This is a genomic window from Nonomuraea sp. NPDC049141, assembly GCF_040648415.1.
Taxonomy (GTDB): Bacteria; Actinomycetota; Actinomycetes; order Streptosporangiales; family Streptosporangiaceae; genus Nonomuraea.
In genome coordinates, this window is the sequence record NZ_JBEZDR010000033.1 from 111,945 (window position 1) to 138,760 (window position 26,816).

Consider the following 26,816-nt stretch of genomic DNA (forward strand, 5'->3'; position numbering starts at 1 on the left):
AATCACAGATGATGATCTCTATCTCATCACGGCAAATCCCTTGCCCAGCACCGTCACTGGCGACCGCCTCAAGCGCATCGCCTGCGCGGGCGCCGCTGCTCGACGGCCGCGTTCTAACAGCGGGGCCCGGTCCGTCCGGACCGGGCCCCGCCGGCGGCGTACGACCGCTCAGCCGGAGAAGATCGCGCTGTGCACGTCCACCGGGTTGGCGGCGTCGCCGGTGGAGACGCTGTACGCGGCCGTGAAGGCGTTGTTGCCGACCGAGACGAGGCCGGTGTAGTCACCGAGCAGGCGTCCCACGCTCGTCAACGGGAGCTTCCGCGTGTCGAACGGCCCCTCGATGTGCTGCTCGCGCCACGCTCCGGGCTTCGTGCAGTTGCTCGAGCAGGTCACGGCCCACAGGTCGGTGGGCAGGGTGGCCGGGTCGGACGTGTTGTTGCGGAAGTCGTAGTACGTGACCGCCACAGCGCCCGTCTTGGACGCGGCGACGACCGGTACGGCGGCGGAACCGGTGGGCGTCTTGTCCAGACGGATCGGGGTGGACCACGTCTGCCCACCGTCCGCCGAGCGCGCGTAGGCCACGTGGAAGGTGCCGTCGGCCTCCTGGCTCTGCCAGGTGGCGTTGACCACCCGAGTGCCCGGTTGGGCGGCCAGCAGCGGCAGGGAGGCGTTGCGTACCGGGTCACCCGAGTTGTCCGGGTCCGGGATACGGGGGCCCACCGCGAGCGGGGCCGGGACGTTCAGCGTCGGCGACCAGGTCTTGCCGCCGTCGGTCGAGCGGATGACCCGGGTGGAGCCGTCGGTGTTCGTCTCGTAGTGCGTGCCGATCAGCAGCGTCCCGTCCGGGAGCGGCACCAGTTGGGTGCCGATGGCGCCTTCGTTGGTGGGCACGTCGTACACCTTGCTGGTGGTCCAGGTGCGTCCGTCGTCGGTCGACTTGGCCAGGTAGATCGGCTGTACCCAGTTAGGCGTGGTGCTGGTCGACTGGTCGTCGATGCGGTCCCACACCGCGTAGACCACGCCCGGGTGGTACGGGTCCGCGGTCACCGTCGGGCGGTCGTTGAAGAACTGCGGGTTGTCGTCCCGCTGCAGAGTGGTCGGCGCGTCCCAGGTCCGGCCGCCGTCGCCGGAGCGGGCCACCAGGATGGCGGTCACGTCGCCGGCGCGGGACATCGACAACGACGCGGCCACCGCGGCACCCGATGGCGTGATCGTGATCCAGTTGTCCGTCGTGACGGCGTAGTCCCCGCCGTTGGCACTCGTGCCGCCGTTGCACTGGGAGAAGGCGGGCAGGTTCGTGGACCGCTGCCAGGTCAGGCCGTAGTCGTCCGACACGGCGGTGACCGCGCCGTTGCTGCCGTACCGGTTCCAGCGATCCTGCTGGTACACCGTGACGAGGTGTTGCGGACGGTTCGGGTCCCGCGCCAGTGTGGGCAGGACTTCGGTGTTGGGGTTCAGGGTGTAGCCGTCGGCCGGGGGAAGTCCGCAGCCTGCGGGCAGCGGGCTGGTACCCGAGACCGGCCGTACGACGGCGGGTCCGCCGGTCGCGGCATCGTCCGCGGCAGCGGGCTGCGCGACGGTGCAGGCCAGCAGGATGGCCGATGCGGGTAACAGAGCCCTGAAGCGTCGGATCACGAGCATTCCTCATCTTCGTTGTGTTGATGAAGACGTCACCGGCCCGCCGGGGAATGCGGCATCTCCCAGGCGTCCGGCGAACGACGCAGGGAAGATTACCGGCGCAAGATCAGTCTCGTCTGCCGAATGATCGCTACCGGATGATCGCAAAGCCCAGCCGCTCCCCGAAGACCTCGAACTCCAGATCACGACCACCTACCACGGCGAACGCGACGCTCTTCGCAACGCCGCCCGCACCCTCATCGACAAGGGCTGGACCACCCGCGACATCGGTAGCGTGCTCGGCCTGTCCCACCAGCGCATCTCCCAGATCGTCCCCCGCGCCACCACACGACAGGCCGCCCTGGCACCGAAGGGCCGCGCAATCGGACGCGTGCGCAACTGGGTGATCCGTTAGAGTTTGCAAACGTTTGCTGGAGATCACGGAGTTGAGGAGACATCGTCCCCAACCATCTGGCCCCTGCATGGGTGTTGCAATTCAACCCGGAGATCTGGATCAGCGCGGGAAGAGGCGTCTGGGAGGCCGCTGATGATGCGGCCCGGGGCGTGGACGCGTTCTGCCGGGCGATGGATGAACAGCCCTTCGGTCAGGACGATCTGGGCCGGGCGCTGTTCGAGGGTGACCCCGAGGCGGGCCTGCCGGGGTTCGCCCGAATACGTGATGACCTGCTGAAAGACCTGGTCGTCGCGGTGAATCTGCTTCGCGGGATGGCGGCGGGGCTGGTCGTCACCGGGGCCACGTATGCCACAGCCGAGGGGGCGAACACCGGGATCCCGGGCGCGCGGTCGTGCCCGGCATGGCTGGCGGATCCGGAGGAGTACAAGCCCGCGCAGGGTTCGTGCGGCCTGCCGACGACCACGCCACCGCCTGACCTCGTGAGCCAGGCGCTCTGGTTCCTCGAGTCCGTAGGAGCCGGGGCCGCGTGGCCGGATGGCGATCTCGACGGTGTGGCGCGGCTGCGGGATGCCGCGACGGCGCTGGGACGCGTGATCGGCGATGTTCAGGAGCAGATCGCCGGGCAGGCCGAGCGGGCGGCCGGGGCCGGAGGCGGGGGCGGGCCGGCCACGGCCGCGTTCGGGCAGGCCGCGCGGGTGGTGCACGGCGATAAGGGGCAGCTGGCGGACCTGCGGCGGCGGTGCGAGCATCTCGCCGACTGCGGCCAGATCGCCTATGACGCGATCGTCAAGGCCAGGTGGCGATTCGTGGCATGCGCGGCGTTCGTGCTGGCACTGATGATCCTCACGAAGCTGCTGGCCCCCCGGCTCGGCCCATTACTCGAAGCCGTGGTGAAAAGGCTGCTCCGAGCGGAGGGCCTGGCGCTGCGGATCACCTTGCTGAGCATCCGTCAGGCGGCGCTGGGCGCGATGTACTCCGGCGGGCTGAGCGCGATCGATCAGCTGTTCGCCACCGGCACCATCGATGCGGCGGGGCTGCTTCGGAGTACGTTGCACGGAGCGCTCGCCGGCGGGTTGATGGCCGGTGCGCACGCCACGCTGCCGGCATTACTGCGCCGAGGCGGACCCGCGCTCACCGGCCTGGCCGAGGCCATGGAGTCGGCCACGTGGGAGCGGGCATTCTCCCGGATCCTGGTCGGCGGGGCGGTGAGCACCACCGTGCTGGCGACCGCGGGATGGGCCGGCGGCGCCGGCTGGAATTGGAAACACGCCTCTGAGATGGGATTCGGCATGGCCGTTCTCAGCACCGGCGCGGCAATCGCCACCCGGAGCTGGCCCGTCCCGGGCTACAAGAGTCTGCGGGGCAGAGCCTGGAAGCAGAGTCCGGCCAAGCGGTGGCATGACGTCAAGTGGGCCTTGGGGATTCTCACGATCACCGCTCCCGCGGTCTTCGCCTTCGCGCTCGCGAAGTTCGCCGAGGACAGAAGGAACCCCTTCTTCCTGCAGAAACGGACCGGCCAGTTCGGCCGCGAGTTCGACCTGGCCAAGGGCCGTACGATGAAGATCACCAACGGTAGGGACAGCAGCTCCGGCTCATCGGATCAGCGGCGCACGTGGGTCGGCAAAGGTTGGGCGAAGAGCAGTCTCGATGAGTTCGTCCAACTGGGCTACAACGTGCTCTATAAGAGCAACATGTCAGTCGTGAACGACCGCCCGATATTTGATGTCGACCGGCAGAGAACAATAAATGCCCTCGGCCCCACCCTGGGCCCGGTCTGGAATGAAAAGGATCTGGCCGGAAAGCCTGGGCTGTTCGGTCGGTTCGCCAACAAGATCCTAGAGCTCAATCTCAAGCCGATGACAAATGCGTACGACGTTCAACGAGGGCACCAGGGCATCTGGCACGACAAGTCCGCGAGCCTGGAATCGGACCGGAAGATCCTTTGGGAGTCCATTTCCGCTTACTGGAAGCGTATTTCCTAGTCTCGGTCTTCCGTGCGGCCGGCCATCCGCAGCCCTGACGTGCGCGCCTCCGTGATCGATACGCTGACCTCTATGGGTGATCGCGAAGCATCTCTGCAGCTGGTGGACGTAACTACGACGTTGGACATGACGCTCACCGCCCTGAGAGCCGCGGACGCCGACCCGGCATACCGCGTGGGCGGCACAAGCGCCGCCCTGCTGCACGGTGTCCATCTCCCCGCCGGGGACATCGACATTTTGGTGGCTCGACGAGAGGACGTGGACTCGTTCGCCGCCGCCCTCTCATCGTTTCCTTGCCTCTACCCCGCATCCTGGATCCCCGAAAGTTCGCAGTACTTCACCAAGTACGAGGTGAACGGGGTCGAGGTGGAGATCAGCACCGTCGAGACGCAAGACGACTCCGATGGGATGGAGTGCGTCGGCCGCGGCCCGTGGGAGCACTATGTCCTGATCACCTGCGGCTCTCATCGTGTTCCGGTGATTCGCCTGGAGCTACGGCTGGCCACAGAGCTCTTGCGAGAGCGGCCTGATCGCTATGAACCTCTCCTCGGCCACATGGGCAAGCATGGATTCGACTCCGCTCTTCTACAGAGGGCGATGAATGCTCGCCGGCTACCGGCGGAACGCCAGCGACTGATTCAAGACCGCCTCGCACGCTCCTCCCCCGGCCTCCGATAGCCGCCGGTTACCTTCGGGCGCCGGCTCCCGTCATACAGGCGACGGCCCCACGGTCGTCGGACCGACAACTGGATGGGAGACCAGAGTGCTGACGAACATCATGTATGTGACGGTCTATGTCACCGACCAGGACCGCGCGCTGGAGTTCTACACCGAAGGGCTCGGCCTGGAGAAGCGCATCGACTACCCGGGGCCGGAATCACGCTTCCTCACCGTTGGCGTTGCCGGCAGTCCGGTCGAGATCGTCCTCTGGTCGCATGCGCCGGCCGCGGGGCAACCGATCGGGAAGCAGCCGGGCGGCGCCCCCGGTCCGATCTTCCTCGAGTCGGACGACCTGAGGAAGGACTTCGAGGTGCTTCGCCGGCGAGGCGTGACCTTCGATCAGCCCGAACCGGAGGACTACCCGTTCGGCGTCCGCATCGAGGCAGTGGATCCGGACGGCAACCGGATCTCGCTCCGCGAGCAGCGCCGCCGAAACCGTACCGACGGATATGAGCAAGCAGATCCGAGGACGATGACGAGATGAATGACACCAGCCGGACAGACCTGGTGGCCGAGGCGTTCGAGGCCCAGCGCGATCGGCTGCGCGCGGTCGCCTACCGCGTGCTCGGATCGCACGCCGACGCCGAGGACGCGGTCCAGGAGGCCTGGATGCGGCTCGCCCGCCAGGACACGGCGACCATCGCCAACCTGGCGGGCTGGCTGACCACGGTGGTCGGCAGGATCAGCCTGGATGTCCTGCGGTCACGCCAGACCCGCCCCGAGGCGTCCTACGGCGACGAGCTTCCTGGGCTCTTGGTAACGGCCGACGACGGCGCCGAGCCCGAGGAGTACGTGGCGCTCGCCGACTCGGTGGGGCTCGCGCTGCTCGTCGTCCTGGACTCGCTCGGGCCGAGCGAGCGGCTGGCATTCGTGTTGCACGATCTGTTCGCGGTGCCGTTCGCCGAGATCGGTCAGATCCTCGGCAAGTCCGCCGACGCCACCAAGATGATCGCCAGCCGCGCTCGCAAGAAGGTACAGGCGACCGAACGGCCGACGGTCGTCGGGCGAGAACAACGAGAGGTCATCCAAGCCTTCCGCGCAGCGGCCGTGGGCGGCGATTTCGAAGCACTGCTGCGCGTGCTCGACCCGGACGTGAGGCTGACCGTCGACACCCCCGGTGGGGTGGTCGTCACGCTCGGCGCCACCGAAGTCGCCGCCGGCGCGAAGATGTTCTCCGGCCAAGTCGCACGCCATCAGGCGGTGCTCGTCAACGGCCTTCCCGGGTACGTCTCCTGGCGCGAGGACGGAACCCCGCTCTCGATCATCTCGTTCACGGTCACCGACGACCGGATCACCGCCATCGCGATCGTGGCCGATCCCGCCAGGCTCGCCTCGATGCGCCTGCCGGACCCCGCGTGAGCCGCCCGTGACTCAGCCGCCGTCAACGGAGCCGTCGGCGTAGGTGACAGCAGGCGTGGGGGGCGGCTCGGAGCCGGTGAGGGCGGCGCACGTCGCGGCCAGCACGTCGGCGGCCGGATCCCGGGTGGTCACGCATGCCAGCATCGAGGTCGACGGCGCGTCGCCGGACTTGGCCACAGCCTTCGCCAGGCGCTCGCGGGTCATGGTCACGCTGCAGGTACGCGACATCGGCCCCTCGTCGCAGCCGTACCAGAGAGGGGTGTTGATCGGCCGGTAGTTGGGGTTGTTCCGCGCGCGCATCGGGTTGGGATCGGGGCCCGAGACCTTGGCGACCAAGCCGATGCGCTGCCCCTCGGCGAGGCGGAAGCGGCACAGGGTCCGGCTCTGGTCCGTCTCGCCGGTCGTGGCGTGGCACTGGACCGGCGCGCCGGTGACCGTGACGCCCCAGCCGGTCAGGAGGGCGACCGCGAAGTCGTACTCCTTGGCCGGCTTCGACTCCCGCTCAGAGGGGAGGTCCACGGGCTTGGCCAGGCCGAAGTCGGGGATCACCAGCTCACGGAGCGCCACGTCCAGCTCGGCCGCGGAGCGGACGAAGCGCGGCTCGGGCGCGCCGCTGGCCCTGGCCAGCGTCTGGAGCTCGTCGCGCTGCCCGTCGGGCACCTGGAAGCCGACGAAACGGAACTCCAGCGTCAACCCCGCGGCGGCCACACGCTCGCGGATCGCCTTCAGGACCGCGTTCTGGTCACGGGTGCAGGCGTCGGTGCCGTGGCTGGTCACCACGACGATGCGGTTACCCCGCAGCCCCCGGAAGGGGTAGAGGCCGGAGAAGTCGTCGATCGCCGCGAGCACACCGCTCTCCAGAGTGACCTTGCCGGCCGAGGTCAGTGTCCGCGCGGCCGAGGCGACCTGCTCGCCCCGCCTGGTGCCGCTGCTCACCAGTTCGGCGGTGTTGTCGACGGCCCCGCAGGTCCCGCCGAACCTGCGCAGCGAGACGGCGTCACTGTCACCGGCGTTCCGCGCGGCCGACCCCACGGAGGCGGCTATCGCGGCGATGTCGACCCGGCTCTCCGAGGTGTCCACGAGGAAGGCCGTGCGATGGCCGGGAATGGCGAGGTAGATGAAGTAGGCGATCGCGGCCAGGATGAGCAGCAGCACGACGACCACCGCCACCCGCCGCTTGCGGGCCTTGGCCGGGGCGGTCATGAGGTGCTCGCCGGGGCCGTGGCGAGCAGTGCCTTGATCGCGTCGTTCATGCGCTTGACCCTGTCTTTGTAGTCCGCGGTGGCCCGTTCGAGCGAGGCGAGCTCCGGCGACGAACCGGCGCGCGCGCCGTCCAGCAACCGCCGGGTGCCGTCGAGCAGGCGGCCCTGTTGGGTGCGCAGGTCGGCCGCCCGCGCGTGGAGGTCGCGGGCGGCGGGGGTCTTGGCCCGCCCCGCAAGGTCGTCCAGTTCGGTGTCCACGCCGCCCGTTCCGGCCTGTCGCAGCTCACGCGCGGCGACATCCAGCCTGCCGTCCCGGATGGCCAGCAGCGCGGCGTTGACCCTGTCGACGGTGGCGTTGAGCGTGGTGATGACCCGCCTGGCGCTCTCCAGCACGGGCTCGACATTGGTGAACCAGTCCAGGGCGGAGTCCAGTTGCGCCGGCGTCCCCGCGTACAGCGGCGCGGGGGCGCCGGAAGCGGTGGCGATGCGCTCCAGCGCCTCGCGCTGAGCACGGGGAACCCGGTAGCCGACCACGCGGAACTGGATGTTCAGCCCCGCCGACGCGACCCGCTCCCGGATCTCGCGCTCGACGAAGGCGGTGTCCGCGTCGCAGGCGTCGGCGCCGTGGTTGCTGATCACGATGACCCGGTTGACCTGCTTGGCCCGCTGCGCGAAGGGGGCGGCGAAATCCTCGACCGCCGCGACGATGCCGCGCAGCAGCGTGCTCTGGCCCCCGGCGCGCACCTGGCCCGCCGCCGCCTTGATGTCCCGTCGGTTGCCGGTGCCGAAGGACACGAGCTGCGTGGTGTCGTCGTCGGCGCCGCACTCGCCGCCGAAGCGGCGCAGCGCCAGCGCGTCCCGGTCGCCGGCGGAGCCGACGACGGTCATGAGCGACCTGGTGATGTCGCCGGGCTCGGAGGTGGCGTCGATCAGGAACTGCGTCTTGTACGTCGGCGCGTACTGCGGGAGGACCACCCCCACGACGAACCAGGCGACGCCCGCCACCATCGCCCCGACGATCAATGTGACCAGGGAGACGGTGAGGCTGCGTGGCAGGTTGACGACGGTGACGTACAGGTCGCGCGCCGCCTGGTAGATCCGCGCCAAGAAGAAGGCTTTGGCCTCGAGTTTCACTCCCGTTCTCGCGTCGTCTCGCGGCGCCTGGGAGGGTGCGGTCATCGCTCGCGTACGTGCATGTCCCGGCCGGACTGGAACAGGCTGGCCCGGCCCGACGCCCGGGCGATCATGACGCCGGGGGCACCGCCCTCGTCGGCCCGCGGGGTGAGCCCGTCCACGATCCGCCGCAGCTCTTCCGCCAGCTCTGGATCGGCCGCGACCAGGCGCCCGAGCCGGCGCCGCCACTCCACGGCCAGCTCCTCCTCGGTCTGCTGGTCCGCGGCCTTCCTGGCGGTCAGCACCTCCGCGCGTACCTCCTCGAGGTCCGCCTCGATCGCGGGCACCCGCTCGGGATGCGGCTTCCGCCAGAGCGCGGCGATCGCCCGTCGCGCGTCCTGCCAACCCTCCGAGGCCATCGCCCCCACCACCGCCGAGCCGGCGGCCACCATAAATGGATCCACGCCATCAGCATCGAGGCGCCGCGCCAGGGCTGTCGAAGTCCCATCGCCAATACCCCATTGGCCATGCCTATCGCCGCAGGCCGGTGATCTCATGGGCGGTGCGTGCCGCCAGATGGCAGAACGCCTCGGCGAGCCCTCCGTTGTCGCCGGCCCGCCGTACCGCCACGACCACCGCCTCGGACAGGCCGGTGACCTCGACCATGCGGATGCCCGACGGCAGCGGGGTGTCCTTGAAGTTGTAGGGGCCGGGACAGAGCGCCCGATTCAGGCGTACGGCCATCAGCAGCTCGTCCGGGGTGGCGCCCGGCTGACCGACCAGGCGGGGCGTCTCCTCGTTGCGCTCCTCGTGCATGTGCCACCAGCGCGTGACCCTCTCGGGTACGGCGGAGGCCACCGGCACGAGCGGCTCGTCGAACACATCCGTGTAAGGCACGCTCCCGGCGTCCCAGAACGCATGGCCGACCGGTACGGCAACCGCCCTCGGCACCGTGGTGAGCGGCTCCCAGGTCAGCCGCTCGGAGTCCACCGGCATGAACATGAGCGCGGCGTCGAGCTCCCCGTTGATGAGCGGACGGTCGAAATCGATCAGCCCCACCTGCCGCCAACTCGTCCGCACCCTCGGATACGCCGCGGTGAAGGCACTGAGCACCGAGAAGTGCAGCTCGTCGGGAAGAGGCAGGGAGACCCCGACCCGCAACGCGCCCTCCCCGGCACCGGCCACGTGCCTGGCCGCTCTGGCCGCCTCTTCGACCGCGCTCAGCACGACCTTGATCCGCTCGTAGAACGCCTCGCCCGCGGCGGTGAGCCTGGTGCCCGCCGGGTCGCGGGCGAACAACGTCGCACCCACCCGCTGCTCCAGCTCCCGCACCTGCTGACTCAGCGTGGGCTGCGACACGTGCAGCCGGGCTGCCGCCCGCGTGAAGCTCCCCTCCTCGGCTACCGCCACGAAATAGCGAAAATGCCGCAACTCCATGTGCCCCCTCCTCATCCAGTATTCGGGCCGGTCAGGGGAGGTGTTAGCACGGCGAGAACTTCTGACCTGACTGGTCAGGAATCGAGAAGCGCGCACCCTCGAACCGCACCTAGCCTGACCGTCATGGACCTCACCACCACGACGTCAGGAGTGACCATGACCAGCTCTTCCACCCAGGGAATCAAGACCGTGCTGCATCCCGTTTCCGACCTGGCGGCGGCCAAGAAGGTGTACGCCGCGCTGCTCGGCGTACAGCCGCAGGCCGACGGGCCCTACTACGTCGGCTTCGAGGCCGAGGGCCAGCACATCGGGCTGGTGCCGGGCGGTGGACCGCAGGGCATGACCTCGCCGGTGGCCTACTGGCACGTACCGGACATAGAGGCGAAGCTGGCCGAGGTGACCGCCGCGGGCGCCACGGTGAAGGAGCCCGCGCACGACGTCGGCGGCGGCCGCCTGGTGGCCACCGTCACCGACCCCGACGGCAACGTCCTCGGGCTGCTCCAGGACCAATGAGTGCCGCTACGAGGGGGCCTAGGGCACGACGATGACCTTCCCGGTGGCCTGGTCGTTCTCCATGTACCGGTGGGCCGCGACGATGTCGTCCAGGCCGAAGACACGGTCGATGTTGGGTCGATAGACGCCTGCCTCGACCTGGTGGACGATTCGCTGCAGCACGGTCGTGCCCGCGCTGCCCTTGAAGTCGTCGCTGTGGAAAGCCGTGAGCCTGGTTCCGGAAGGGATCATCGCTATCGGCTCGAAGTCCGGGATCAGCCATCCGCTGAGGGAGCCCGACACGCACACCGTCCCACCACGACGGACCAGGCGCAGCGATTCCACCGCCGTACGCGCCCCGACGAGATCCAGTACATGGTCCGGGCCCTCGGGCCAGACCGCGTGCACGCTCGCCGTCAGCGGCCCCCCGGCGTCGACGAGCACATGGTCGACGCCGGCCGCGGTCAACGCGTCGACCTTGTCCGGCCGCCGGGTCGTGGCCGCGGTCTCGACACCGTAGCCGGCCGCGATCGACGCGGCCGCCATCCCCACCGACGACGTCCCGCCACGGATCAGCAGCCGCCCCTGACCGCCCGGCACGACCCCCAACGCGTCCAGCGAGCCCTGCGCGGTCAGGTACGTCTCAGGTAGCGCGGCCAAGACGTCCCAGGGCAGGGTGGTGGTGACCGGCATCAGCAGCGAGTTCGGCAGCAACGCGTACTCCGCGTAGCCGCCGTCGAACTCCCGGCCCATCTCACCCATCACCGCCGCGACGGTCGTCCCGTCCGGCAAGTCGGGATCGGTGGAGGATGCCACGATTCCCACGCATTCGATGCCGAGCACCCGCGGGAACTTCACGTTCGGGGAATGCCCCTGGCGGGTCCTCAGCTCCGATCGGTTCAAGCCCGCGCCCTTCACCTGCACCAGGCTCCAGCCCTCCCGAACCGCCGGTACCGGCAGCTCACGGATCTCCAGCACCTCCGGGCCACCCGCCCTGACACAGACCGCCGCTCGCATGGTCGTACTCCCTCTCGGCATGGGTTGATCGCGTATGCATCCACTGTCGTGAGAGAGCGCTGTGACCGTCCACCGGTAGAATGCCAAGTTATGCCCGTTGGCCGCCAACTTGCCGCGTCCGGTCCGACGTCACATCTATGGCCGTCCGGAGGCGTACATCTATGGCCATCGGGCGGAACCAGCCCGGTGGATTCCCATTCACGTGGACATCTGGTGTACGCGGCCCGTGGCGTCCTGTCCGTACACACCGAACGTGGCACATCGATCGTGCCGGCCAATCGAGTCGCATGGACCCCCGCCGGGTTCACGCACTATCACCGCGCTCACAGCAGCACCGACATGCGGATCGTCTTCCTGCCACCCTCGCTGGCCCGGCTCGTACCCGGCCATCCTGCCGTGTTCATGGTCTCCGACCTCGCCCGCGAAATCCTGCTCGCCCTCACGGGCCCACGCAACTACGACCGCGCCACGGGCGACCCCAGCCGGGCCGCGGGCGCTCGCCTCCGTCGAGTCCTCGTCGACGAACTCCACGAAGCACGCGAGCAGCCACTGCACCTGCCGGAACCGCGCGATGACCGGTTGCAGGCCATCGCCCAGATGATGTACGAGCAGCCCGGAAACAACGCCTCACTGGCCGAACTCGGGCAGGCGATCGGAGCCAGCGCCCGCACTCTCAGCCGGCTGTTCCACAACGAACTCGGCATGACCTTCTACGAATGGCGCACACAACTACGCGTCTACCACGCACTCGTCCTCCTCGCCGACGGCCACGACACGACCCGCGTCGCCCACGCCTGCGGCTGGGCGAATCCCAGCAGCTTCATCGCAGCCTTCACCAGCCTCATCGGCACCACCCCGGGCCGCTACCGCTCCCGGACCTGAGCTCATGAAACGGTGATGACCACCTTGCCCCGAGCGTGTCCCTTGCCGAGATAGCGGATGGCGTCCGGGACGGCGCTGAGCGCGTACGTCCGATCGATGACCGGAGTGATCTTCCCGGCTTCGGCGTACCGTCGCAGCAGGTCGAGATCGTCGCCGCTCGCCTTCGTCACCATCGGCGCCAGCCGCTGACTGATCAACGGGGAGAGCACGAGCAGCTTGAGCGGACCGAGCAGGGGGCGGATCCACATCCCCTTGAGCGGCCCGCCGACGGCCACGAGCACGCCGTTCGGGGCGAGCAGCCGCCTGATCACGGGCAGGGGGTGGTTACCGGCCATGTCGATCATCAGGTCGTAGCGGCGTCCCGTCCCGGTGATGTCGTCGCGGGTGTAGTCCACGACGTGGTCGGCACCGATCGAGCGGACCATGTCCCCGTTATGGGTGCCGCACACGCCGGTCACCTCGGCGTCGTACGCCTTGGCGAGCTGCACCGCGAACGTACCCACGCCTCCCCCAGCACCGTTCACGAGCACCTTGTGCTCAGGCAGAATGCGGCCCTTGTCGCGCAATGCCTGAAGGGCGCTGAGCGCCGACACCGGCATGGCCGCCGCCTCCTCGAAGGAGAGGTTGGCCGGCTTCTTGGCCACCATCCCGTCCTGGGGGAGGCTGGCGTACTCGGCGAACGCCGCACTGCGCGCGGTGGGTGCCATGCCACGGCCGCCGTAGACCTCGTCTCCTGGGCGGAACCTGGTGACGTTCCCGCCCACAGCCTCGACGCAGCCCGCCATCTCGCCGCCCAGGCCGATGGGCTTGGGCCGGGGCAGGCCGCACAGCAGTCGCATGAAGTACGGCGTGCCCGTCATGGTGCGGACGTCGAGCGGGCTGACGGCGGCCGCCTTCACCCTGACCAGCACGTCGTCATCGCCGACAGCGGGCAGGTCGACGTCCTCCAAACTCAGGACATCAGGCGAACCGTACCGGTTGAAGCGGATTGCCTTCATGACGTCTCCTCGCGGGGCGCCGACCTCGACGCGCTGTATCGCCGGCTCCTCGGACATGCTCGTCACGGTAGACAGCGGGCCGGGCCGCGAATATCACGGAGATTCGTGATTCGGTAGTAGTGTCCAGGGCAACCATGGCCAGACCGCCGCGCCTCTCGGGCAATCTGCCGGCCGAAGCGACCAGCTTCGTGGGCCGCCGCCACGAGCTGGCGGACATCAGGAGGAAACTCACCGAGGCGCGCCTGGTCAGCCTCGTCGGGCCGGGCGGGGTCGGCAAGACGCGCCTGGCGATCAGGATGGCGGCCGATCTCGGCCGCGGGTTCCCGGACGGGACGTGGCTGGTGGAGCTGGCCGAGGTACGGGATCCGGCCCGCGTCGGCGACACCGTGCTGACAACCCTGGACCTGCGCGACCAGGCGGCGACCGAGCCTCTGGCCCGGCTGCTGTCCTACCTGCGCGACAAGAAGCTGCTGCTGGTGGTGGACAACTGTGAGCACCTGGTCGAAGCGGCCGCCCGGCTCGTGACAGAGGTGCTCAAGGCCGCGCCGGGCGTGCGGGTGATGGTCACCAGCCGCGAGCCGCTGTCGGCGCCGGGCGAGCACGTGGTCCCCGTGCCGCCGCTCGAACTGCCCGCGGCTCACACGCCTCTCACGCGGCTCCGGCAGAACGAGGCGGTCACGCTGTTCGTGGAACGGGCCGCGGCGGGATCGGGCGCGTTCGAGCTGACCGCGGCGAACCAGGCGGTCGTGGTCGATCTGTGCCGCCGGCTCGACGGTCTGCCCCTGGCGATCGAGCTGGCGGCCGTCAGGACCCGGGTGCTCACCGCCGGGCAGATCCTCGATCGCCTGACCGACCGGTTCGGGCTGCTCGTCGGGGGTGGCCGGGCCGCGCTGCCGCGCCATCAGACATTGCGTACGACCATCGATTGGAGCCACGACCTGCTGGCGGCGGGCGAGCAGACGTTGTTGCGGCGGTTGTGCGTGTTCGCGGGCAGGTTCACGCTCGAAGACATCGAGTACGTCTGCGATTCCGCGGATGCGTTGGACCTTCTGTCTTCGCTCGTCGACAAATCCCTGGTGATGAAGGAGGACGCCGGAGATCTCGCCTGCTATCGGCTGCACGAGACAATGCGCGAATACGCCGTTCTCAAGCTGCGCGCGGCCGGTGAGGAAAAGGCCGTCGAACGGCGATTCGCCGACTACTACAGAACGAGGTGCCTGCGTTCCACGGCCGAGGCCCGATTTCAGCTTGTCGAGTGGCTCGAATGGATGAACCTGGAGATCGACAACGTCCGTTCGGTTCTCCGGCGCTCCCTGGACGAGGAGGATTTCTCCGGCGGAATCGCCCTCGCCACCTCCCTCGGCTGGTACTGGATGACGCGGGCGACCAATGAAGGCGTTCGGTGGCTCGACGAGCTGATCGCGTCCGGAGGCGATAACGCGCGGGGACACTTCATGCGCGGATTCCTGGCCGTGCTGCAGTCCGATCCGGTAGCCGCCGCATCGGCGCTCGAAAAGGCGGTGGCGGCGGCCCGGGAGCCGAGTCTGCTGTCACAGTCGCTCTCCCTGGCCTCGATGGCCGCGAGCATGACCGGTGATCGCGAATCCGCCGAACGCCTGCTCGGCGAGGCCCGCGCGGCGTGCGACGACCTCCCGGCCACACTCATGTCGCTACAGGCCCAGTCGCTCAACGGACTGTTCGACGGCGATCTCGACAGCGTGAGATCCGCCTCGTCACAAGGCGTGCGGATCAGCCGGGAAATCGGCGATCTCTACAGCCTCGACATGATGCTGTTCAACCACGGCTCCGTCATGCTGATGGCCGGTGATCTCGGCGAATCCAAGCCACTGTTCACCGAGGCGCTGCGAATCGCCCATCGGATCGACGACCGGGTGGCGCAGTATTGCCTGCTCGACGCCTTGGGGTGCCACGCCGCCGGCTCGGGCGAGGCGCGACTCGCGGCGCGACTCCTGGGGGCGGCGGAAACCGTGCGCAGTGGCGCGGGCGCGAGCATCCTGCCCTTCCTCGTCCCACTCGTCACCCGTGCCGAACAATCGGCGGCAGCAGAACTCGGACCCTCCAGATTCGCGGCCGAATTCGAGGCGGGGAAACGCTTGAGCCGGGCCGCCGCCATCGGACTGGCTCTCGGCGAACCTCCCCCGATAGCCGCCTCCACCGACGTGGCGCCGCTCGGGAAGCGGGAGGCAGAGGTCGCGCGACTGGTCGCGGACGGCCTGAGCAACAAGCAGATCGGGGCCCGGCTCTTCATTTCCGAACACACCGTGGACAGCCATGTTCGCCATATTCTGAACAAGCTCGGCTTCAAGTCGCGCACTCAAATTGCCGCCTGGATGGCAGCGTCCGATCGGTGAAATGAGCTGATCGCGGGTACAGGTCGGACCGGCCCGCACCACCAGGTGACCGAGCGCAATCCAGGTGTTCATCATGGCCGCTGGCCAACACCCACCGCACCCGCCCCGGGCCCGACTACGGTTGAACGCCAGTATGATCGCGGCCCGTGGCAGCAAGGTCGATCTTGCTTAACCTACATATATGCGGCCGTCAGCTTCAGGGCGACGGACTTCGCGAAGCTCAAGCCGGGCCAGGTCCTCATCCAGCGGGGAGAAAGCATCCCACTGAAGACTCCAGAGGCCGACGGAGTGGACTCAGAGATCGTCTTCGTGGACAAGGTGATCTCCCGGGCGGGCTTCGACCGCGAGGGCCAGAATTGGGCCGGCTGTGAATGATCACTATCGCATGGCGTCCGAAGCCGAGCTCGGCCAGTCGGTGGGAGCAGCACCAGGCCGGGCTAATGACCCGGCGGTCGGCCCGCGGCCTGATGTTTCCCGCGCGCTGTGCGTACGCTTCACACCTCAGCCACCTACGACCCGGGCGCACACGCGGCGATCATCCCGGAGCCGGAGGCGAGTTCTTGGCTGACCACGACTACAGCTGAGCCGCCCCATAAGAGCTCGTAACACGATCTTGAGGTGCAGTGCTGCTGGGCCGTAACCGGTGCGACGATTGAGCCGCTCGTGACGGCGTGAGCGTCAAGCCATGGTCGTGGACGACGAGTTGTGGGCACCGATCGAGCCGTCGACGGTGGGGCACCCTTCGGGTACGGTTTCCCCGTCGACGAGCTGATCGATGCACTGGCCGACCGGCTGCCTGTAGAGCCGCCTCAGGCGGTAAGGCTCTCAGCTTCGACGGCTTTTAGCGCTAGGAGGCTCTCGGCGGTCTCGGCGATGGTGTCCTCGATGGGGCGTGGCTTCCAGTCGAGTAGGCGCTGGGCCTTGTCCGAGGTGGCGTCGAGGTTCTTGCCCAGAAGCGCGCGGAGCGGGCGCAGTTCGGGTTTGATCAGGGACAGGCCGCGGGCTGCCCAGACGGGCATCTCCCGTGTGGGTACGTGGTCGGCTTTTTTCCCGAAGCGTTGGTGGAGGATCGCGGCGACGTCGCGGACCCACAGGCTGCGCCCTGAGGTCGCGATGAACCGCTGTCCTGCGGCTGCCGGGTCGGTCATGGCTCGCAGGTGCAGGTCGGCAACGTCGCGTACGTCCACGTAGCCGGAGGCGAACTTCAGGTTCACGGGGATCGAGCCGTCCAACATGCGCTGGATCAGTCCGAGGGACGGGGAGAAGTCGGGTCCCAGTACCGGGCCAAGAACACCGGTGGGGTTCACGGTCGCCAGTTCCAGCCCGTTCCCCTGCTTACTGGCGAAGTCCCAGGCAGCGCGCTCGGCGAGCGTCTTGGACTTCTGGTACGGCTCGATGCCCGCGTCCACGTTCGTCCAATCGTCCTCGGTGAACGGTGTGTCCCGGTCCGGGTGGCCGTAGGCGATAGCGCCGATCGCCGACGTCAGGACCACCCGTCGCACGCCCGCGTCGCGGGACGCTCGCAGGACACGCAGCACGCCGTCGCGGGCAGGCGTGACCATCTCGTCGTCCGAGCGGGGTGAGCTCGTCAGGGTAGGCGAGGCGACGTGCAGGACGGCGTCGCACCCCTGCACCGCTTGCGGCCAGCCCGCGTCCTGGGTCAGATCAGCGGTCACCACGCGCAAGGGCGCGTCGGATGCGGCTCCGCCCCGCTGCAGCATCGCCCGCAGTTCCGGCTCGCGGGACAGGCTGCGGACCGTCGTGCGTACCGAGTGCCCCGCCTCCAGCAGAGCCAGGATGCACCAGCTGCCGATGTAGCCCGTGCCGCCTGTGACCAGTACTTCAGCCATGGTTCCAGTCCTCCTTGACAGTCATGGACGAAAGCCTGCTTCTCTAAGCAGGGATGAGCGTGGTGACGCAGAACGGGTGGCCCGCGGGGTCCAGCAAGACCCGCCAGCGGTCGGGGTTGGGCTGGTCGGTGGCCTTGGTCGCACCGGCGGCCAGTGCGAGGCGTTCGGCTCGTCCAGGTCGGTGACGGCCACGTCGAGGTGGAACTGCTTGGGCGTGCCGTTGGGCCACTGCGGTGGCTGGTGGTCGGGGACGCGGACGGTGACCAGGAGGAGTGCGCCCAGTTCGACGGCGCAGAAGTCGTCGGACTCGATGGTGGTCTCGCCGCCCAGAAGGCCGCGAGTGCGCGTTAATCGTCGCAGTCCAGGGCCACGGATCCCAGACGTCCTACGGGTTCGGTCATGTCGACTCCTCGGGTCGTGGAGGAGTACAGGGTGCGGCGCGGGCGGTGTCAGACGTTGGCGTAGCCGGGGATGCTGGCCTTGATGCGCTCGAGTTCGCGGGCGTCGGAGATGCCCTGGAAGTCGTGGCGGGGGGTGTAGGGGGTTTCCAGGCGCCGGGCTTCGTCGTCGGTGAGGTCGAGGTCGAGGGAGGCGACGGCGTCGTCGATCTGTCCGATGGTGCGGGCGCCGACCAGGGGGGCGGCAACGACGGAGTTGCGGCGCAGCCAGGCCAGGGCGACCTGGGCGCGGGAGACGCCGTGGGCGTCGGCGATGGCGCCGACCTCGTCGATGATCTGTCGGTCGCTGTCGGCGGTGGCCTTGTAGAGCGTGTCGGCGTAGGCGCCGTCGGTGGCGGCGCGCTGGCCGGTGTTGGCCTGCTCGAAGGGGCGGGCGAGGCGGCCGCGGGCCAGCGGGCTCCAGACCATGGTGGCCACGCCTTGGTCCGCGCACAGCGGGAGCATTTCGCGTTCCTCCTCGCGGGCGAGGAGGTTGTAGTGGTCCTGCATGGTGACGAAGCGGGCCCAGCCGTGGCGTTCCTGCAGGTGGAGGGCCTTGGCGAACTGCCAGGCGTGCATGGAGGACGCGCCGAGGTAGTGGGCCTTGCCGGCCTTGACCACGTCGTTGAGGGCCTCCAGGGTCTCCTCCAGCGGTGTGTCGTTGTCGAGGCGGTGGATCATGTAGACGTCGACGTAGTCGGTGCCCAGGCGGCGCAGGCTGTTGTCGATCTCGGACATAATCGCCTTGCGGGACAGGCCGCCGCCGTTGGGGCTGCCCGGCCGCATGGCGTGCCGAACCTTGGTGGTGATGACTACATCGTCGCGGTTGGCGTACTCCTTCAGGGCGCGGCCCAGGATCACCTCGCTGGAGCCGTAGGAGTACATGTTCGCGGTGTCGAAGAAGTTGATGCCGGCCTTGAGGGCGTGCTTGATCAGGGGGCGGCTGCTCTCCTCGTCCAGGGACCAGACGGGGTGGCCGCGGTCGGGGTCGCCGTAGGTCATGGCACCGATGGCCACGGGGGAGACGTCGAGGCCGGTACGGCCGAGCTTGATGTATCGCACGGGAGGACTCCTACAATGGGCATCGGAACAACCGGAGAACTCTCCGGCTGACTCTTCGACCGTAACGGAGAGCTCTCCGGATCGCAACCGGGGCCCCGCGCCCACCCACAGGAGGACCCATGCCCGAGCCCGCACGGCAGCGCGCCGACGCGCTCAAGAACCGGGAGGCGATCCTCCAGGTCGCCCATGAGGTGCTCTCCGAGTCCCCCGACGCCTCACTCAACTCGATCGCCAAGCGCGCGGGCGTCGGCCCGGGCACGCTCTACCGGCACTTCCCCACCCGCGAAGCACTCCTCCTCGATGTCCACCAGCACGGCATCGACCAACTCACCGACGCCGTGACCCAAACCCTCGCCACCCAGCCCCCGCTGGATGCGCTGCGAAGCTGGTTCACCACCCTGACCAGCTACGTGCGCATCAAGCACGGACTGGGCGAAGCACTGCACTCTGCCGCAGCAAAGGACGTCATCAGCGCCTCCTGGCCGCCCGTCACCGCCGCCGTCCAACAGCTCCTCGACGCCTGCGTCGCAGCCGGCCAGGTACGCCCCGGCATCGACCCCGTCGACGTCATCATGCTGCTCAGCAGCCTGTGGCGAACATCCGACGACGCCGAGGGCGCCGCCCAGGCCGACCGCCTCATGGAGCTCGCGATCGATGGCTTCCGCCCACAAGCGCCCTGAACACGATCTTGCAGCGTGATGCGGGTCGGCTGTAACCCGGTACGACGACTGGGCCGTTCGTGATGGTGTGAGCGTCAAGCCGTGGGTCGTGGACGACGAGTTATGGGCATTGATCGAGCCGGCGCTGCCATCGTGGCCCGAGCGGCCACCGGGTCCCCGGCCGGTGCCGGACCGGTTGTGTCTGCAGGAGGTGCTGTTCGTGCTCTACACCGGGATCCCCTGGCAGCAACTGCCCCTGGAGCTTGGCTTCGGCTCCGGGCAGACCGGCGGCGGCTGGAGCGCTGGCAGGAGGCAGGTGTCTTCGACCACTCGCACCGGATATTCCTGTCGCAGCTGAACACGGCAGACGAGCTGGACTGGAGCCGCGTGTGCGTGGATGCCTCCCACGTGCGCGCGAAAAGGGGGCCCCGCGACGGGCCCGTCGCCTGTCGACCGCCGCAAGAGCAGCAGTAAGCACCACCTGACGAGCGAGTTCGCCGCGTCTTCTGACACCCAGCTTGGGGGACGCACTTTACAGATGGTCGCCGACGGTGCGTGAGCTCAAGAACAACTCTGCTGCGACATCGCGGCGGGCCTGCCCGAACGAGTTGCTCCCTCGCAGCCTTCGGACGGCTGTGCCGTCTCAGCCATCCGCCATACGCCAATCGCATGCGCCCGGTCATACGGTCCGCACTCATCGACGTCCAGGGACTCCCGGAACGCACTGATCGTCGGTCGACGTCGAGGGCGACCATACTGTCGTCACCCTTCGCTGAGTCAGCACTGCCACAGGAAGCGGCCCTCCTGCTCGTCGGGGCTGAGGAAGCCGTAACCCACCCCACTCTCAGCGAACAATGAGTCGTACATGCCTTGCTCGGAGCTGCGGAGCTGAAAGAAGTACGTCCATGCGCCCGCTGGATACTCCTCGAACTGCCACCAGGTAGGAGTGCCGAGCATGTGAGACCCCCACCGAGGGGCTGCCGACTGCTCGATCTCCTCCAGGTCGACGAACAACTCGTTCACGAGGCTCTCGCCGGTGGCGGCACCGACTGCCTGCACCAAGGGCGGAATCCGGCCCGGTTGCACGATGAGCGCGTTCTCCCCGCCTTCCGGATTCCACGACTCCTCGGATTCGTTGTCCATGAACAGGTAGGCCATCCGGATCTCCCGGCCGGGCAACCGGAACTGCCCCATGAACCCCATGAGACGCTCGTGCCGCCAGCAGAGCGGCCACTGCGGTTCCTCCAACCAGACGGGCTGACCACCGAGTTTGGTCCAGTACTCATCGATCGCCTCGTCAGCGTGAGAGAAGATCATCTGGTACGCGAGGCCATCACCGTCGATCACCGAGGCATCCTATGGAAAGGGAGTTCGTCGGCGTCACCTTCAAGAGGAAATGCCTGCCGAATTGCCGACGATCGCACAAGCGTAGGAGCGCTGGACCCCAGTACCGGCTCGGCCTGCAGTTTGTCGGATGCGACTGCCAGACTCCGCAGATGCATGATCTCGTTCTTTCAGCGAACACCGTTGCAGCCGGTCCCCCCGACGCGGTGACACGCTCCGCGGACAAGCATTCCGATCGCACTCGCGGCAGGCGGCCCATATGAGCGCGTTCGAGCAACTCAGCCTCCAGCCCAGTCCAGAGGCATGGAGCCCTGCGTGGATCGCGCGCGGTGAGCTTCGCGGCCAGCGGTTCGAATTGCCCACCGGCGTGTCGAGCGTGACCTTCGACCGGGCACGGCTGGTGGACGTGGACTTCTCCGGAACGCGGTTCACCCAGTTCACCGTTCACGGCAGCGAATTCGAGGAATGTGACTTCACCAACGCCGTCTTCGAGCAACTGTCGATGGGCTCGACGCGCGTGCGAGGAACATGGGACGGTGTCAGCTGGCCCCAGTCAGTCTTTCGCGATTGCGTGTTCCGGCGCACCCGCTTCGCCTCCTCCACGTTCTTCGGCAACGTCCGCTTCGAGAGGTGCACTTTCGACCGGTCTCGACTGAGAGACCAGACGAGCACCTCCGAAGCGGAGTTCGTCGACTGCGTCTTCCTTGGTCGCGTGCGGAACGTCAACTTCTGGGGGCACCCGACCGACCACCGGGCCGCGCTGGGCAGGGACCGCAATGACTTCACCGGAAACGACTTCACGGGCGCGGAGCTGGATTACGTCGCCTTGCATCACATCGACCTGCAGGCCCAGCGCTGGCCCGGCCTGCCCGGTTACGCGCTTCTCGACCGGATCAGCGCACGCGTGGAGGCGGTGCTGCCCTTGGTGGAGCAGTGGCAGGACGCACGTCACCGGAAGGAGGCGCACTTCAGCTTGGAGTTCCTCGCGGACACGGCCCTGGTGCAGAACGACGACCAGGCGCTGGTGAGTCCGTTGGATATGGGGCGCAAGTTGCCGCCCTCACTCCGCGAGGAATTGTTCGAGGCACTCAGACACACATCCAGCGATATAGCCCTTGGTTGAGCCGCACCGCCTCACGCGCCAGATCCCGCAAAGCTGTAATGCGTTCGACCTCGAACTCGTCAAGCAGCTCGTCTTCGGCGTACCCGCGCAGCCGCGCGTCGTCCACGGCGGCGAGTGCTGCGACAGTCTCGGGTGCTGCCCGGTCCACGCCTGCCGACTCGCCATCGTCCACGATGGCCTCACTGTCCCCGAACTCGCTGAGATCGTGTCCGGTGAGCTCCGCGACCAGTGTGTCGAGCTCGTCGAGCCACCCTTTGCAGTCGACGTACGACAGGTTCACCGCCTCCGGCCCGCCAGCCAGGGCCAGCCCCGCGGACTGGTCGGAGTCCGCCGTGAAATAGTCGACGAGAACGCCCATGGCCGGCCACTCTACCGATCAAGTCCACACGGTACGCAGCAGACGTGGGCCGATCGTTCGCCCGACTACTCGAGGAGCCCGGCGAGGGGCAGAAGCGGCAGCATGTCTGCCTTCTAGCTCGCAAGCCTGAATCGTCGTAAGCGGAAAGCGAGCCCATCGGCGATCAGCGGCGGCCCAAGCTGCCGGCGGCCGGGATCTGCCCCCCAGGCCGCATGCCCGGCTGCCGCCTTGATACCTGCAAGGGCAATGCGGCAGACCTGCGGGCAGGCCCGCGTCGTATTCAGCCGAGTAGTTCCGGGCAGCAGCAGCGGTGAGGGCTTGCATTCCTGAGGATAGCCACCTCTGCCAGCCCTAATCCGGAAATACGAGAGCGGACGCAAGGACTACCCCCCACCCACCTTCATCGAGGGTTATCACCCTTTGGGATCACCAGTCTGCACAGGATCGTTACAAGAAATCCCTTATCTCGCCCACACCATCCACTTACTCTTTTCTCTGCTATATCCCCCCAAGCAAGGACGCTAATGAAGCTCTTCTTAGCAGGCCTCGTGGCAACGGCCGCTGCCGTGTGCGCGGTGGCCGTACCCGCTCAGGCGACATCCGTAGCCTCCGTGCAGGCCGCTCCAGCGGACCCGGTGAAAGCCCTGAAGGCCCAGCTGATCTCAGGCAAAGGCGTAAAGATCACCGAATCAAACGGCATCACCCTCGATTTCACCTCCGACGACCAGGCTATGCAGGTACAGGTGACCACCCAAACGGTCGGTACCCTGGCTTTCGACAAAGGCAACGTAGCGGCTGCCGATCTGCGTGTCCGCATGTCCTCACGCCAGAAAGGGTCCAACCCTCCCTACCGGGTCATCGCTCAGGGCAGAAACGCCTACGTGACCAACGCCGGCATCGCCAAGGCCCTGCCTTCCGGTCGTTCCTGGATCCAGTCGAAGGCCGACGGGCCCGAAAACGCTCTCCTCAACATGGGCGCCACTCCAGCGGAACTACAGTTCATGCTGGACAACGCATCAGAGGTAGCGACCGGCCAATATCAGGGCACCGCCACACTCGCCAAATTCCGGCACGACAAGTCCGCCGGAGAAGGCAACGTCGAGTTCAGCCTGTACTTCGATGAACACAACCTGCTCACCCGCACGGTCGTCGACACGACGGCCTACCCGGACGGCGACAGCACGGCCTATGACCAGATGGCCTTCCACACCGATACCAAGTATTCGGACTGGGGCATCAAGGTGAAGATCGCTACACCGGCGGCCAGCAAGGTCATCAGGGAGAAGAAACTCAACGCGAAGACCCGCAAGACCGTCATAAAGGCTGGCTATCCGGAGAGCGGCCCCTTCTAACCAGCGCCAAGAAGGAACCGACGCCGGCGGGCAACCCGCACCACGCTCTACCAGGAGACGCTCACCTTCAGCCGGCTTTACAAGGCGTCGGCCGCGTTCCGCGCTCAGCACGACGGGAAGCCCACCGGGAAGTACGCGAAGACCGAACTCTCGTGGCCGCTATGGCTCGGAGAAGACCAGTTGGTGCGCAGGGTTCGGACCTCGTGGCCCGAGGGGCTCGGTAAGCGCTTGATCTACCGCGTTGTCGACGCTCGCCTGACTGGCTGGGGCACCAAGACCGACATCGCGGTCCCCTCCGCCGACGAGACGGCAGGACCGGACTCTTGGAAAGAGTCCCGGTCCTAAACCTCGCCGCCGAAAAGGACCCGTGGCAGCTCGATCCCGAGATCGTCCCACAGCGGGAGATGGCACCGTGTGCTTGTATCGTGCTGGACGTGACGCATGCCGAATGGTCGGATGTACGAGAACGGCTTTCGCGGCTGGCCACCGCACCTGATGCCGGTGCGGTGTTTGGTTCTGCGGGCCACGCCTGGAAGCTCCAGCCTCCGCTGGGAGCCGACGAATTGGCCGACCTGGAGGCGCAACTCCGAATAGAGCTACCTGGCGAGTACCGGTCCTTCCTGCTGCGGGCAGGCTGCGGCGATGGAAGCCTGCGTGGCAACATGACCGTCCGTTTTCAATCTTTGATGTGGCTGCGCGCACGCCCTGCGCGGCGCGTGTACAGACGTTGCTGTCGGTGCCGCTGTCGCCTCAGCCATAGCTACTGAGTCCCGGGGCCCGATAGCGGTCAGCGACGGCCGCCATACAAAGACACTCGTTCGTCCTTGTCGTGGTCAATCTCCGCGGTGCGGAATATGTCGCGTTGCCACTGCTTGTGGGCGATATTGATGGTCCATTGCTCGTAGTACCACTCGGGCTGGTGGGGTGTGCTCGTGTGATGCGGTGTGCTGTACGCGCTGCTGTATAGCCATGCCGGGGCCCACGCTGCGCCTCGCCGTCCGTATGCGGGGCAGGCGGGTGAAAAAGCAGATGTTGGCGACGGGATAGATCGCTACCCTCCGGGGGGTGGAGCTTCGAGAAGAGCAGCCGGGCGACGCAGGCGCCGTGCGCCACGTCCATCTGCGAGCGTTCGGCGACCACGGCGGAGTCGTGGCCGACCTCGTCGACACCCTGCGCCACGGCGTCCGCTCCGGCGGAGGGTTGGCGCTCGTGGCCGAGGTCGCCGGGCAGGTCGTCGGGCACGTCATGTTCACCCGCAGCCTGCTCGACGCCCCGCGGCGGCTGATCGATGTGCAGGTGCTCAGCCCGCTGGGCGTACTGCCCGAGCACCAGCGGCAGGGCATCGGTTCGGCCCTGGTCCGCGCCGGGCTCGCGACTCTCTCCGAAGGAGAGAGCCCCCTCGTCTTCCTGGAAGGCGACCCCGGCTACTACTCCCGTTTGGGGTTCACCCCGGGGGCCGAGCTGAGCTTCCGCAAGCCGTCCCTGCGCATCCCCGACGCCGCTTTCCAGGTGATCAGGCTTCCGGCGTACGAGCCATGGATGACGGGGACGCTGGTCTACTCCGAGCCGTTCTGGCGTCACGACGCCGTCGGGCTCCGCGACCTCGACGCCTAACTCCGGCGATTCTCCCCAACCGCCACAGCACATGCGGTTAGTCCGCCTTTATGCTGCTTCCTGGCAATACGGGCGCGCCACTGTCACTATCGGGAAATGGCGAACTTCGACATTCGCCCCAAGGGGGTCGACCCAGCCGGCTACGACCGGCTGGCTGAGCGGGTCGCACGGGCTCGCGCGGGGGAAGAGGAATTCACGGGCCATCAGTTGCTCAAGGAGCTGGTGGCATTGCACGCCAATCCGGTCGAGAACGGGTACGACGTGCATCAGGTCGTGGCGATGGCCGAGAGGTGGGCGCGGCTCTTGGACACGTTGCCCGCGCGCTTCAAGGTGGCGCTACGGGGCTACAGCCGCACGCAGGTGGACGCCCTGCGAGCGCGTGTCGAGGCGGGCGAGATCACCGGTGCCGAGGTCCGTCAGACGGCCTTTGACGTGGTTCTTCGGGGTTATGACCGCCATCAGGTGCACGTCGCCATCGAACACTGGGCCACAGCTCTCGATGCGGCGTCAGGCCCGATCGCAGGATGACGCCAGCCCGGCAGGCGACCGGAGACTACCCGCCACTGCAGCCGCCCTTCGAAGACGACAACACGGCTGGCGCCCGAACTGGTCGAGGCGATCAAGCGCCACAAAGCCGCCCTCCACAAGGAATCTGCCGCATCGGGGAAGGAGAATGATCATTCCCCACGCGTGGACGACGCCTTGAACAAAGGATCCCTTTCACCGGATCCACCGCGTATTGTGCCGCCATGCTGCCTGACTTCGATTACCACCCTGATCCGCTCAGTACGGGGTCGGTGAAGGCGTCCGATGCGGTGTGCGTGTGTTGCGGCCAACATCGAGGTTACGTGTACACAGGGCCGGTCTACTGCGTCGAGACTCTCACGAGCAAACCATGTCCCTGGTGCATCGCGGACGGGAGCCTGGCAGCCCGCTATGACGCCGAACTTGTAGATGTCTACGACGCCCCCAACGACGCGCCGAAAGTCACGATCGAGATCATCAGTCGGAGAACTCCTGGCTTTTCTGGATGGCAGCAGGAACGCTGGCTGTTCCACTGCGGTGACGGCGCTGCATTTCTCGGGCCGGTCGGGGCGCCGGAATTGGATGCTTTCCCTGATGCGCGGGAAATGCTGCGCTTCGAGCACTCCACTGGCGGATGGTCGCCGTGGATGGCTTCCTCGCGGCCCTGGATAAGGACGGCACCCCCACGGCCTATCTGTTCAGGTGCCGCAAATGCGGATCTCACTTGGCATACGCCGACTTCACGTGAAATCGCACCTAGGAACTGCTCCTGATCGGAATGCTGATCGCCCGCTTGGTGGTGTCAACGAGTCTCCTCGTCGACGGCCATCCCGTGGAGTTCTTCCATCGACCCACCGATCCACAGGTCGGCGGTGCCGGAGAAGTA

At 67.6% G+C, this 26,816-nt stretch carries 27 protein-coding genes and 1 pseudogene; 15 read left to right on the forward strand and 13 right to left on the reverse strand.

Features of this window, described 5'->3' with window-relative positions; all coding sequences use genetic code 11:
- Nucleotides 1-168: 168 nt before the first annotated feature.
- A complete protein-coding gene (locus AB0B91_RS58650; RefSeq protein ID WP_358340816.1) occupies nucleotides 169-1,635 on the reverse strand; it encodes a sialidase family protein in 1,467 nt (488 codons plus the stop codon).
- A gap of 133 nt (nucleotides 1,636-1,768) precedes the next feature.
- Complete coding sequence (locus AB0B91_RS58655; protein WP_358340817.1) at nucleotides 1,769-2,059, reverse strand: hypothetical protein; 291 nt, start codon at nucleotides 2,057-2,059, stop codon at nucleotides 1,769-1,771.
- Between the two features lie 44 nt (nucleotides 2,060-2,103).
- On the opposite strand from AB0B91_RS58655, the gene AB0B91_RS58660 reads away from it, so the two are divergent.
- From AB0B91_RS58660 to AB0B91_RS58675, 4 genes are all read left to right on the forward strand, one after another.
- Nucleotides 2,104-4,014: a sugar transferase gene (locus AB0B91_RS58660; RefSeq protein ID WP_358340819.1), complete on the forward strand. Its 1,911-nt coding sequence runs from the start codon at nucleotides 2,104-2,106 to the stop codon at nucleotides 4,012-4,014.
- A gap of 72 nt (nucleotides 4,015-4,086) precedes the next feature.
- Nucleotides 4,087-4,692, forward strand: coding sequence for a hypothetical protein (locus tag AB0B91_RS58665; protein ID WP_358340821.1), 606 nt, complete (start codon nucleotides 4,087-4,089; stop codon nucleotides 4,690-4,692).
- An 85-nt stretch (nucleotides 4,693-4,777) separates the two neighbouring features.
- Nucleotides 4,778-5,218 (forward strand): VOC family protein, encoded by a 441-nt coding sequence (locus AB0B91_RS58670; protein WP_358340823.1) that lies wholly within the window; start codon nucleotides 4,778-4,780, stop codon nucleotides 5,216-5,218.
- Nucleotides 5,215-6,093, forward strand: coding sequence for a sigma-70 family RNA polymerase sigma factor (locus AB0B91_RS58675; protein WP_358340825.1), 879 nt, complete (start codon nucleotides 5,215-5,217; stop codon nucleotides 6,091-6,093). The genes AB0B91_RS58670 and AB0B91_RS58675 overlap by 4 nt, the downstream gene beginning before the upstream one ends.
- 12 nt (nucleotides 6,094-6,105) lie before the next feature.
- On the opposite strand, the gene AB0B91_RS58680 is transcribed toward AB0B91_RS58675, so the two are convergent.
- The 4 genes from AB0B91_RS58680 to AB0B91_RS58695 form a co-directional block, all read right to left on the reverse strand.
- The gene (locus AB0B91_RS58680; protein WP_358340827.1) at nucleotides 6,106-7,296 is read right to left on the reverse strand and encodes a hypothetical protein; all 1,191 of its coding nucleotides are present in this window, start codon (nucleotides 7,294-7,296) and stop codon (nucleotides 6,106-6,108) included.
- Nucleotides 7,293-8,429, reverse strand: a complete 1,137-nt coding sequence (locus AB0B91_RS58685) for a hypothetical protein (RefSeq protein ID WP_358340829.1) — start codon at nucleotides 8,427-8,429, stop codon at nucleotides 7,293-7,295. The genes AB0B91_RS58680 and AB0B91_RS58685 overlap by 4 nt, the downstream gene beginning before the upstream one ends.
- A 41-nt stretch (nucleotides 8,430-8,470) precedes the next feature.
- Nucleotides 8,471-8,872 (reverse strand): hypothetical protein, encoded by a 402-nt coding sequence (locus AB0B91_RS58690; protein ID WP_358340831.1) that lies wholly within the window; start codon nucleotides 8,870-8,872, stop codon nucleotides 8,471-8,473.
- A gap of 67 nt (nucleotides 8,873-8,939) precedes the next feature.
- Nucleotides 8,940-9,845 carry a LysR family transcriptional regulator gene (locus AB0B91_RS58695; protein WP_358340833.1) on the reverse strand — a complete coding sequence of 302 codons (906 nt, stop codon included), beginning with the start codon at nucleotides 9,843-9,845 and terminating at the stop codon, nucleotides 8,940-8,942.
- Between the two features lie 123 nt (nucleotides 9,846-9,968).
- On the opposite strand from AB0B91_RS58695, the gene AB0B91_RS58700 reads away from it, so the two are divergent.
- On the forward strand, nucleotides 9,969-10,358 hold the full coding sequence (locus tag AB0B91_RS58700; protein WP_358340835.1) for a VOC family protein: 390 nt from the start codon (nucleotides 9,969-9,971) through the stop codon (nucleotides 10,356-10,358).
- 18 nt (nucleotides 10,359-10,376) lie between these two features.
- Here AB0B91_RS58700 and AB0B91_RS58705 read toward each other — a convergent pair whose 3' ends face one another.
- Complete coding sequence (locus tag AB0B91_RS58705; protein ID WP_358340837.1) at nucleotides 10,377-11,354, reverse strand: zinc-binding dehydrogenase; 978 nt, start codon at nucleotides 11,352-11,354, stop codon at nucleotides 10,377-10,379.
- A gap of 213 nt (nucleotides 11,355-11,567) precedes the next feature.
- On the opposite strand from AB0B91_RS58705, the gene AB0B91_RS58710 reads away from it, so the two are divergent.
- The gene (locus AB0B91_RS58710; RefSeq protein WP_358340839.1) at nucleotides 11,568-12,236 is read left to right on the forward strand and encodes an AraC family transcriptional regulator; all 669 of its coding nucleotides are present in this window, start codon (nucleotides 11,568-11,570) and stop codon (nucleotides 12,234-12,236) included.
- A gap of 2 nt (nucleotides 12,237-12,238) precedes the next feature.
- On the opposite strand, the gene AB0B91_RS58715 is transcribed toward AB0B91_RS58710, so the two are convergent.
- Nucleotides 12,239-13,234: an NAD(P)-dependent alcohol dehydrogenase gene (locus AB0B91_RS58715; RefSeq protein WP_358340841.1), complete on the reverse strand. Its 996-nt coding sequence runs from the start codon at nucleotides 13,232-13,234 to the stop codon at nucleotides 12,239-12,241.
- A gap of 134 nt (nucleotides 13,235-13,368) precedes the next feature.
- On the opposite strand from AB0B91_RS58715, the gene AB0B91_RS58720 reads away from it, so the two are divergent.
- Nucleotides 13,369-15,606 (forward strand): LuxR C-terminal-related transcriptional regulator, encoded by a 2,238-nt coding sequence (locus AB0B91_RS58720; protein ID WP_358340843.1) that lies wholly within the window; start codon nucleotides 13,369-13,371, stop codon nucleotides 15,604-15,606.
- Nucleotides 15,607-16,415: 809 nt separating this feature from the next.
- Here AB0B91_RS58720 and AB0B91_RS58725 read toward each other — a convergent pair.
- Together AB0B91_RS58725 and AB0B91_RS58730 are read right to left on the reverse strand one after the other, a co-directional pair.
- The gene (locus AB0B91_RS58725; protein WP_358340845.1) at nucleotides 16,416-17,456 is read right to left on the reverse strand and encodes an aldehyde reductase; all 1,041 of its coding nucleotides are present in this window, start codon (nucleotides 17,454-17,456) and stop codon (nucleotides 16,416-16,418) included.
- A gap of 43 nt (nucleotides 17,457-17,499) precedes the next feature.
- Nucleotides 17,500-17,685, reverse strand: a complete 186-nt coding sequence (locus tag AB0B91_RS58730; protein ID WP_358340847.1) for a VOC family protein — start codon at nucleotides 17,683-17,685, stop codon at nucleotides 17,500-17,502.
- Here AB0B91_RS58730 and AB0B91_RS58735 point away from each other — a divergent pair.
- The gene (locus AB0B91_RS58735; protein ID WP_358340901.1) at nucleotides 17,610-17,807 is read left to right on the forward strand and encodes a hypothetical protein; all 198 of its coding nucleotides are present in this window, start codon (nucleotides 17,610-17,612) and stop codon (nucleotides 17,805-17,807) included. The genes AB0B91_RS58730 and AB0B91_RS58735 overlap by 76 nt on opposite strands.
- A 98-nt stretch (nucleotides 17,808-17,905) precedes the next feature.
- Here AB0B91_RS58735 and AB0B91_RS58740 read toward each other — a convergent pair whose 3' ends face one another.
- Nucleotides 17,906-18,955, reverse strand: coding sequence for an aldo/keto reductase (locus AB0B91_RS58740; RefSeq protein WP_358340850.1), 1,050 nt, complete (start codon nucleotides 18,953-18,955; stop codon nucleotides 17,906-17,908).
- Between the two features lie 119 nt (nucleotides 18,956-19,074).
- On the opposite strand from AB0B91_RS58740, the gene AB0B91_RS58745 reads away from it, so the two are divergent.
- Both AB0B91_RS58745 and AB0B91_RS58750 read left to right on the forward strand, forming a co-directional pair.
- Nucleotides 19,075-19,635 (forward strand): TetR/AcrR family transcriptional regulator, encoded by a 561-nt coding sequence (locus tag AB0B91_RS58745; protein WP_358340852.1) that lies wholly within the window; start codon nucleotides 19,075-19,077, stop codon nucleotides 19,633-19,635.
- A 67-nt stretch (nucleotides 19,636-19,702) separates the two neighbouring features.
- The gene (locus AB0B91_RS58750) at nucleotides 19,703-19,972 is read left to right on the forward strand and encodes a transposase (protein ID WP_358340853.1); all 270 of its coding nucleotides are present in this window, start codon (nucleotides 19,703-19,705) and stop codon (nucleotides 19,970-19,972) included.
- 419 nt (nucleotides 19,973-20,391) lie between these two features.
- Here the strand turns inward: AB0B91_RS58750 and AB0B91_RS58755 are convergent, their stop codons facing one another.
- Nucleotides 20,392-20,961 (reverse strand): hypothetical protein, encoded by a 570-nt coding sequence (locus tag AB0B91_RS58755; RefSeq protein WP_358340855.1) that lies wholly within the window; start codon nucleotides 20,959-20,961, stop codon nucleotides 20,392-20,394.
- A gap of 256 nt (nucleotides 20,962-21,217) precedes the next feature.
- On the opposite strand from AB0B91_RS58755, the gene AB0B91_RS58760 reads away from it, so the two are divergent.
- The gene (locus tag AB0B91_RS58760) at nucleotides 21,218-22,081 is read left to right on the forward strand and encodes a pentapeptide repeat-containing protein (protein WP_358340857.1); all 864 of its coding nucleotides are present in this window, start codon (nucleotides 21,218-21,220) and stop codon (nucleotides 22,079-22,081) included.
- On the opposite strand, the gene AB0B91_RS58765 is transcribed toward AB0B91_RS58760, so the two are convergent.
- Nucleotides 22,047-22,439 carry a hypothetical protein gene (locus AB0B91_RS58765; RefSeq protein WP_358340859.1) on the reverse strand — a complete coding sequence of 131 codons (393 nt, stop codon included), beginning with the start codon at nucleotides 22,437-22,439 and terminating at the stop codon, nucleotides 22,047-22,049. The genes AB0B91_RS58760 and AB0B91_RS58765 overlap by 35 nt on opposite strands.
- A gap of 524 nt (nucleotides 22,440-22,963) precedes the next feature.
- Between AB0B91_RS58765 and AB0B91_RS58770 the strand changes: the two genes are divergently transcribed.
- The 4 genes and pseudogenes from AB0B91_RS58770 to AB0B91_RS58785 all read left to right on the forward strand — a co-directional run bounded on the left by AB0B91_RS58770 (nucleotide 22,964) and on the right by AB0B91_RS58785 (nucleotide 26,678).
- Nucleotides 22,964-23,791 (forward strand): hypothetical protein, encoded by an 828-nt coding sequence (locus AB0B91_RS58770; protein ID WP_358340861.1) that lies wholly within the window; start codon nucleotides 22,964-22,966, stop codon nucleotides 23,789-23,791.
- Between the two features lie 1,065 nt (nucleotides 23,792-24,856).
- Nucleotides 24,857-25,405: an N-acetyltransferase gene (locus tag AB0B91_RS58775; protein ID WP_358340863.1), complete on the forward strand. Its 549-nt coding sequence runs from the start codon at nucleotides 24,857-24,859 to the stop codon at nucleotides 25,403-25,405.
- Nucleotides 25,406-25,501: 96 nt separating this feature from the next.
- The gene (locus AB0B91_RS58780; protein WP_358340865.1) at nucleotides 25,502-25,933 is read left to right on the forward strand and encodes a hypothetical protein; all 432 of its coding nucleotides are present in this window, start codon (nucleotides 25,502-25,504) and stop codon (nucleotides 25,931-25,933) included.
- A 221-nt stretch (nucleotides 25,934-26,154) separates the two neighbouring features.
- Nucleotides 26,155-26,678 (forward strand): annotated as a pseudogene (locus AB0B91_RS58785) (CbrC family protein).
- Nucleotides 26,679-26,816: the final 138 nt, after the last annotated feature.

What these genes read in the sequence shown, in the direction of transcription:
- AB0B91_RS58665 (WP_358340821.1), top strand. Translation starts at nt 4,087, where the DNA reads ATGGGTGATCGCGAAGCATCTCTGCAGCTGGTGGACGTAACTACGACG.
- AB0B91_RS58675 (WP_358340825.1), top strand. Translation starts at nt 5,215, where the DNA reads ATGAATGACACCAGCCGGACAGACCTGGTGGCCGAGGCGTTCGAGGCC.
- AB0B91_RS58680 (WP_358340827.1), bottom strand. Translation starts at nt 7,296, where the DNA reads ATGACCGCCCCGGCCAAGGCCCGCAAGCGGCGGGTGGCGGTGGTCGTC.
- AB0B91_RS58695 (WP_358340833.1), bottom strand. Translation starts at nt 9,845, where the DNA reads ATGGAGTTGCGGCATTTTCGCTATTTCGTGGCGGTAGCCGAGGAGGGG.
- AB0B91_RS58700 (WP_358340835.1), top strand. Translation starts at nt 9,969, where the DNA reads ATGGACCTCACCACCACGACGTCAGGAGTGACCATGACCAGCTCTTCC.
- AB0B91_RS58705 (WP_358340837.1), bottom strand. Translation starts at nt 11,354, where the DNA reads ATGCGAGCGGCGGTCTGTGTCAGGGCGGGTGGCCCGGAGGTGCTGGAG.
- AB0B91_RS58715 (WP_358340841.1), bottom strand. Translation starts at nt 13,234, where the DNA reads ATGAAGGCAATCCGCTTCAACCGGTACGGTTCGCCTGATGTCCTGAGT.
- AB0B91_RS58720 (WP_358340843.1), top strand. Translation starts at nt 13,369, where the DNA reads ATGGCCAGACCGCCGCGCCTCTCGGGCAATCTGCCGGCCGAAGCGACC.
- AB0B91_RS58725 (WP_358340845.1), bottom strand. Translation starts at nt 17,456, where the DNA reads ATGGCTGAAGTACTGGTCACAGGCGGCACGGGCTACATCGGCAGCTGG.
- AB0B91_RS58745 (WP_358340852.1), top strand. Translation starts at nt 19,075, where the DNA reads ATGCCCGAGCCCGCACGGCAGCGCGCCGACGCGCTCAAGAACCGGGAG.
- AB0B91_RS58760 (WP_358340857.1), top strand. Translation starts at nt 21,218, where the DNA reads ATGAGCGCGTTCGAGCAACTCAGCCTCCAGCCCAGTCCAGAGGCATGG.
- AB0B91_RS58765 (WP_358340859.1), bottom strand. Translation starts at nt 22,439, where the DNA reads ATGGGCGTTCTCGTCGACTATTTCACGGCGGACTCCGACCAGTCCGCG.
- AB0B91_RS58770 (WP_358340861.1), top strand. Translation starts at nt 22,964, where the DNA reads ATGAAGCTCTTCTTAGCAGGCCTCGTGGCAACGGCCGCTGCCGTGTGC.
- AB0B91_RS58780 (WP_358340865.1), top strand. Translation starts at nt 25,502, where the DNA reads ATGGCGAACTTCGACATTCGCCCCAAGGGGGTCGACCCAGCCGGCTAC.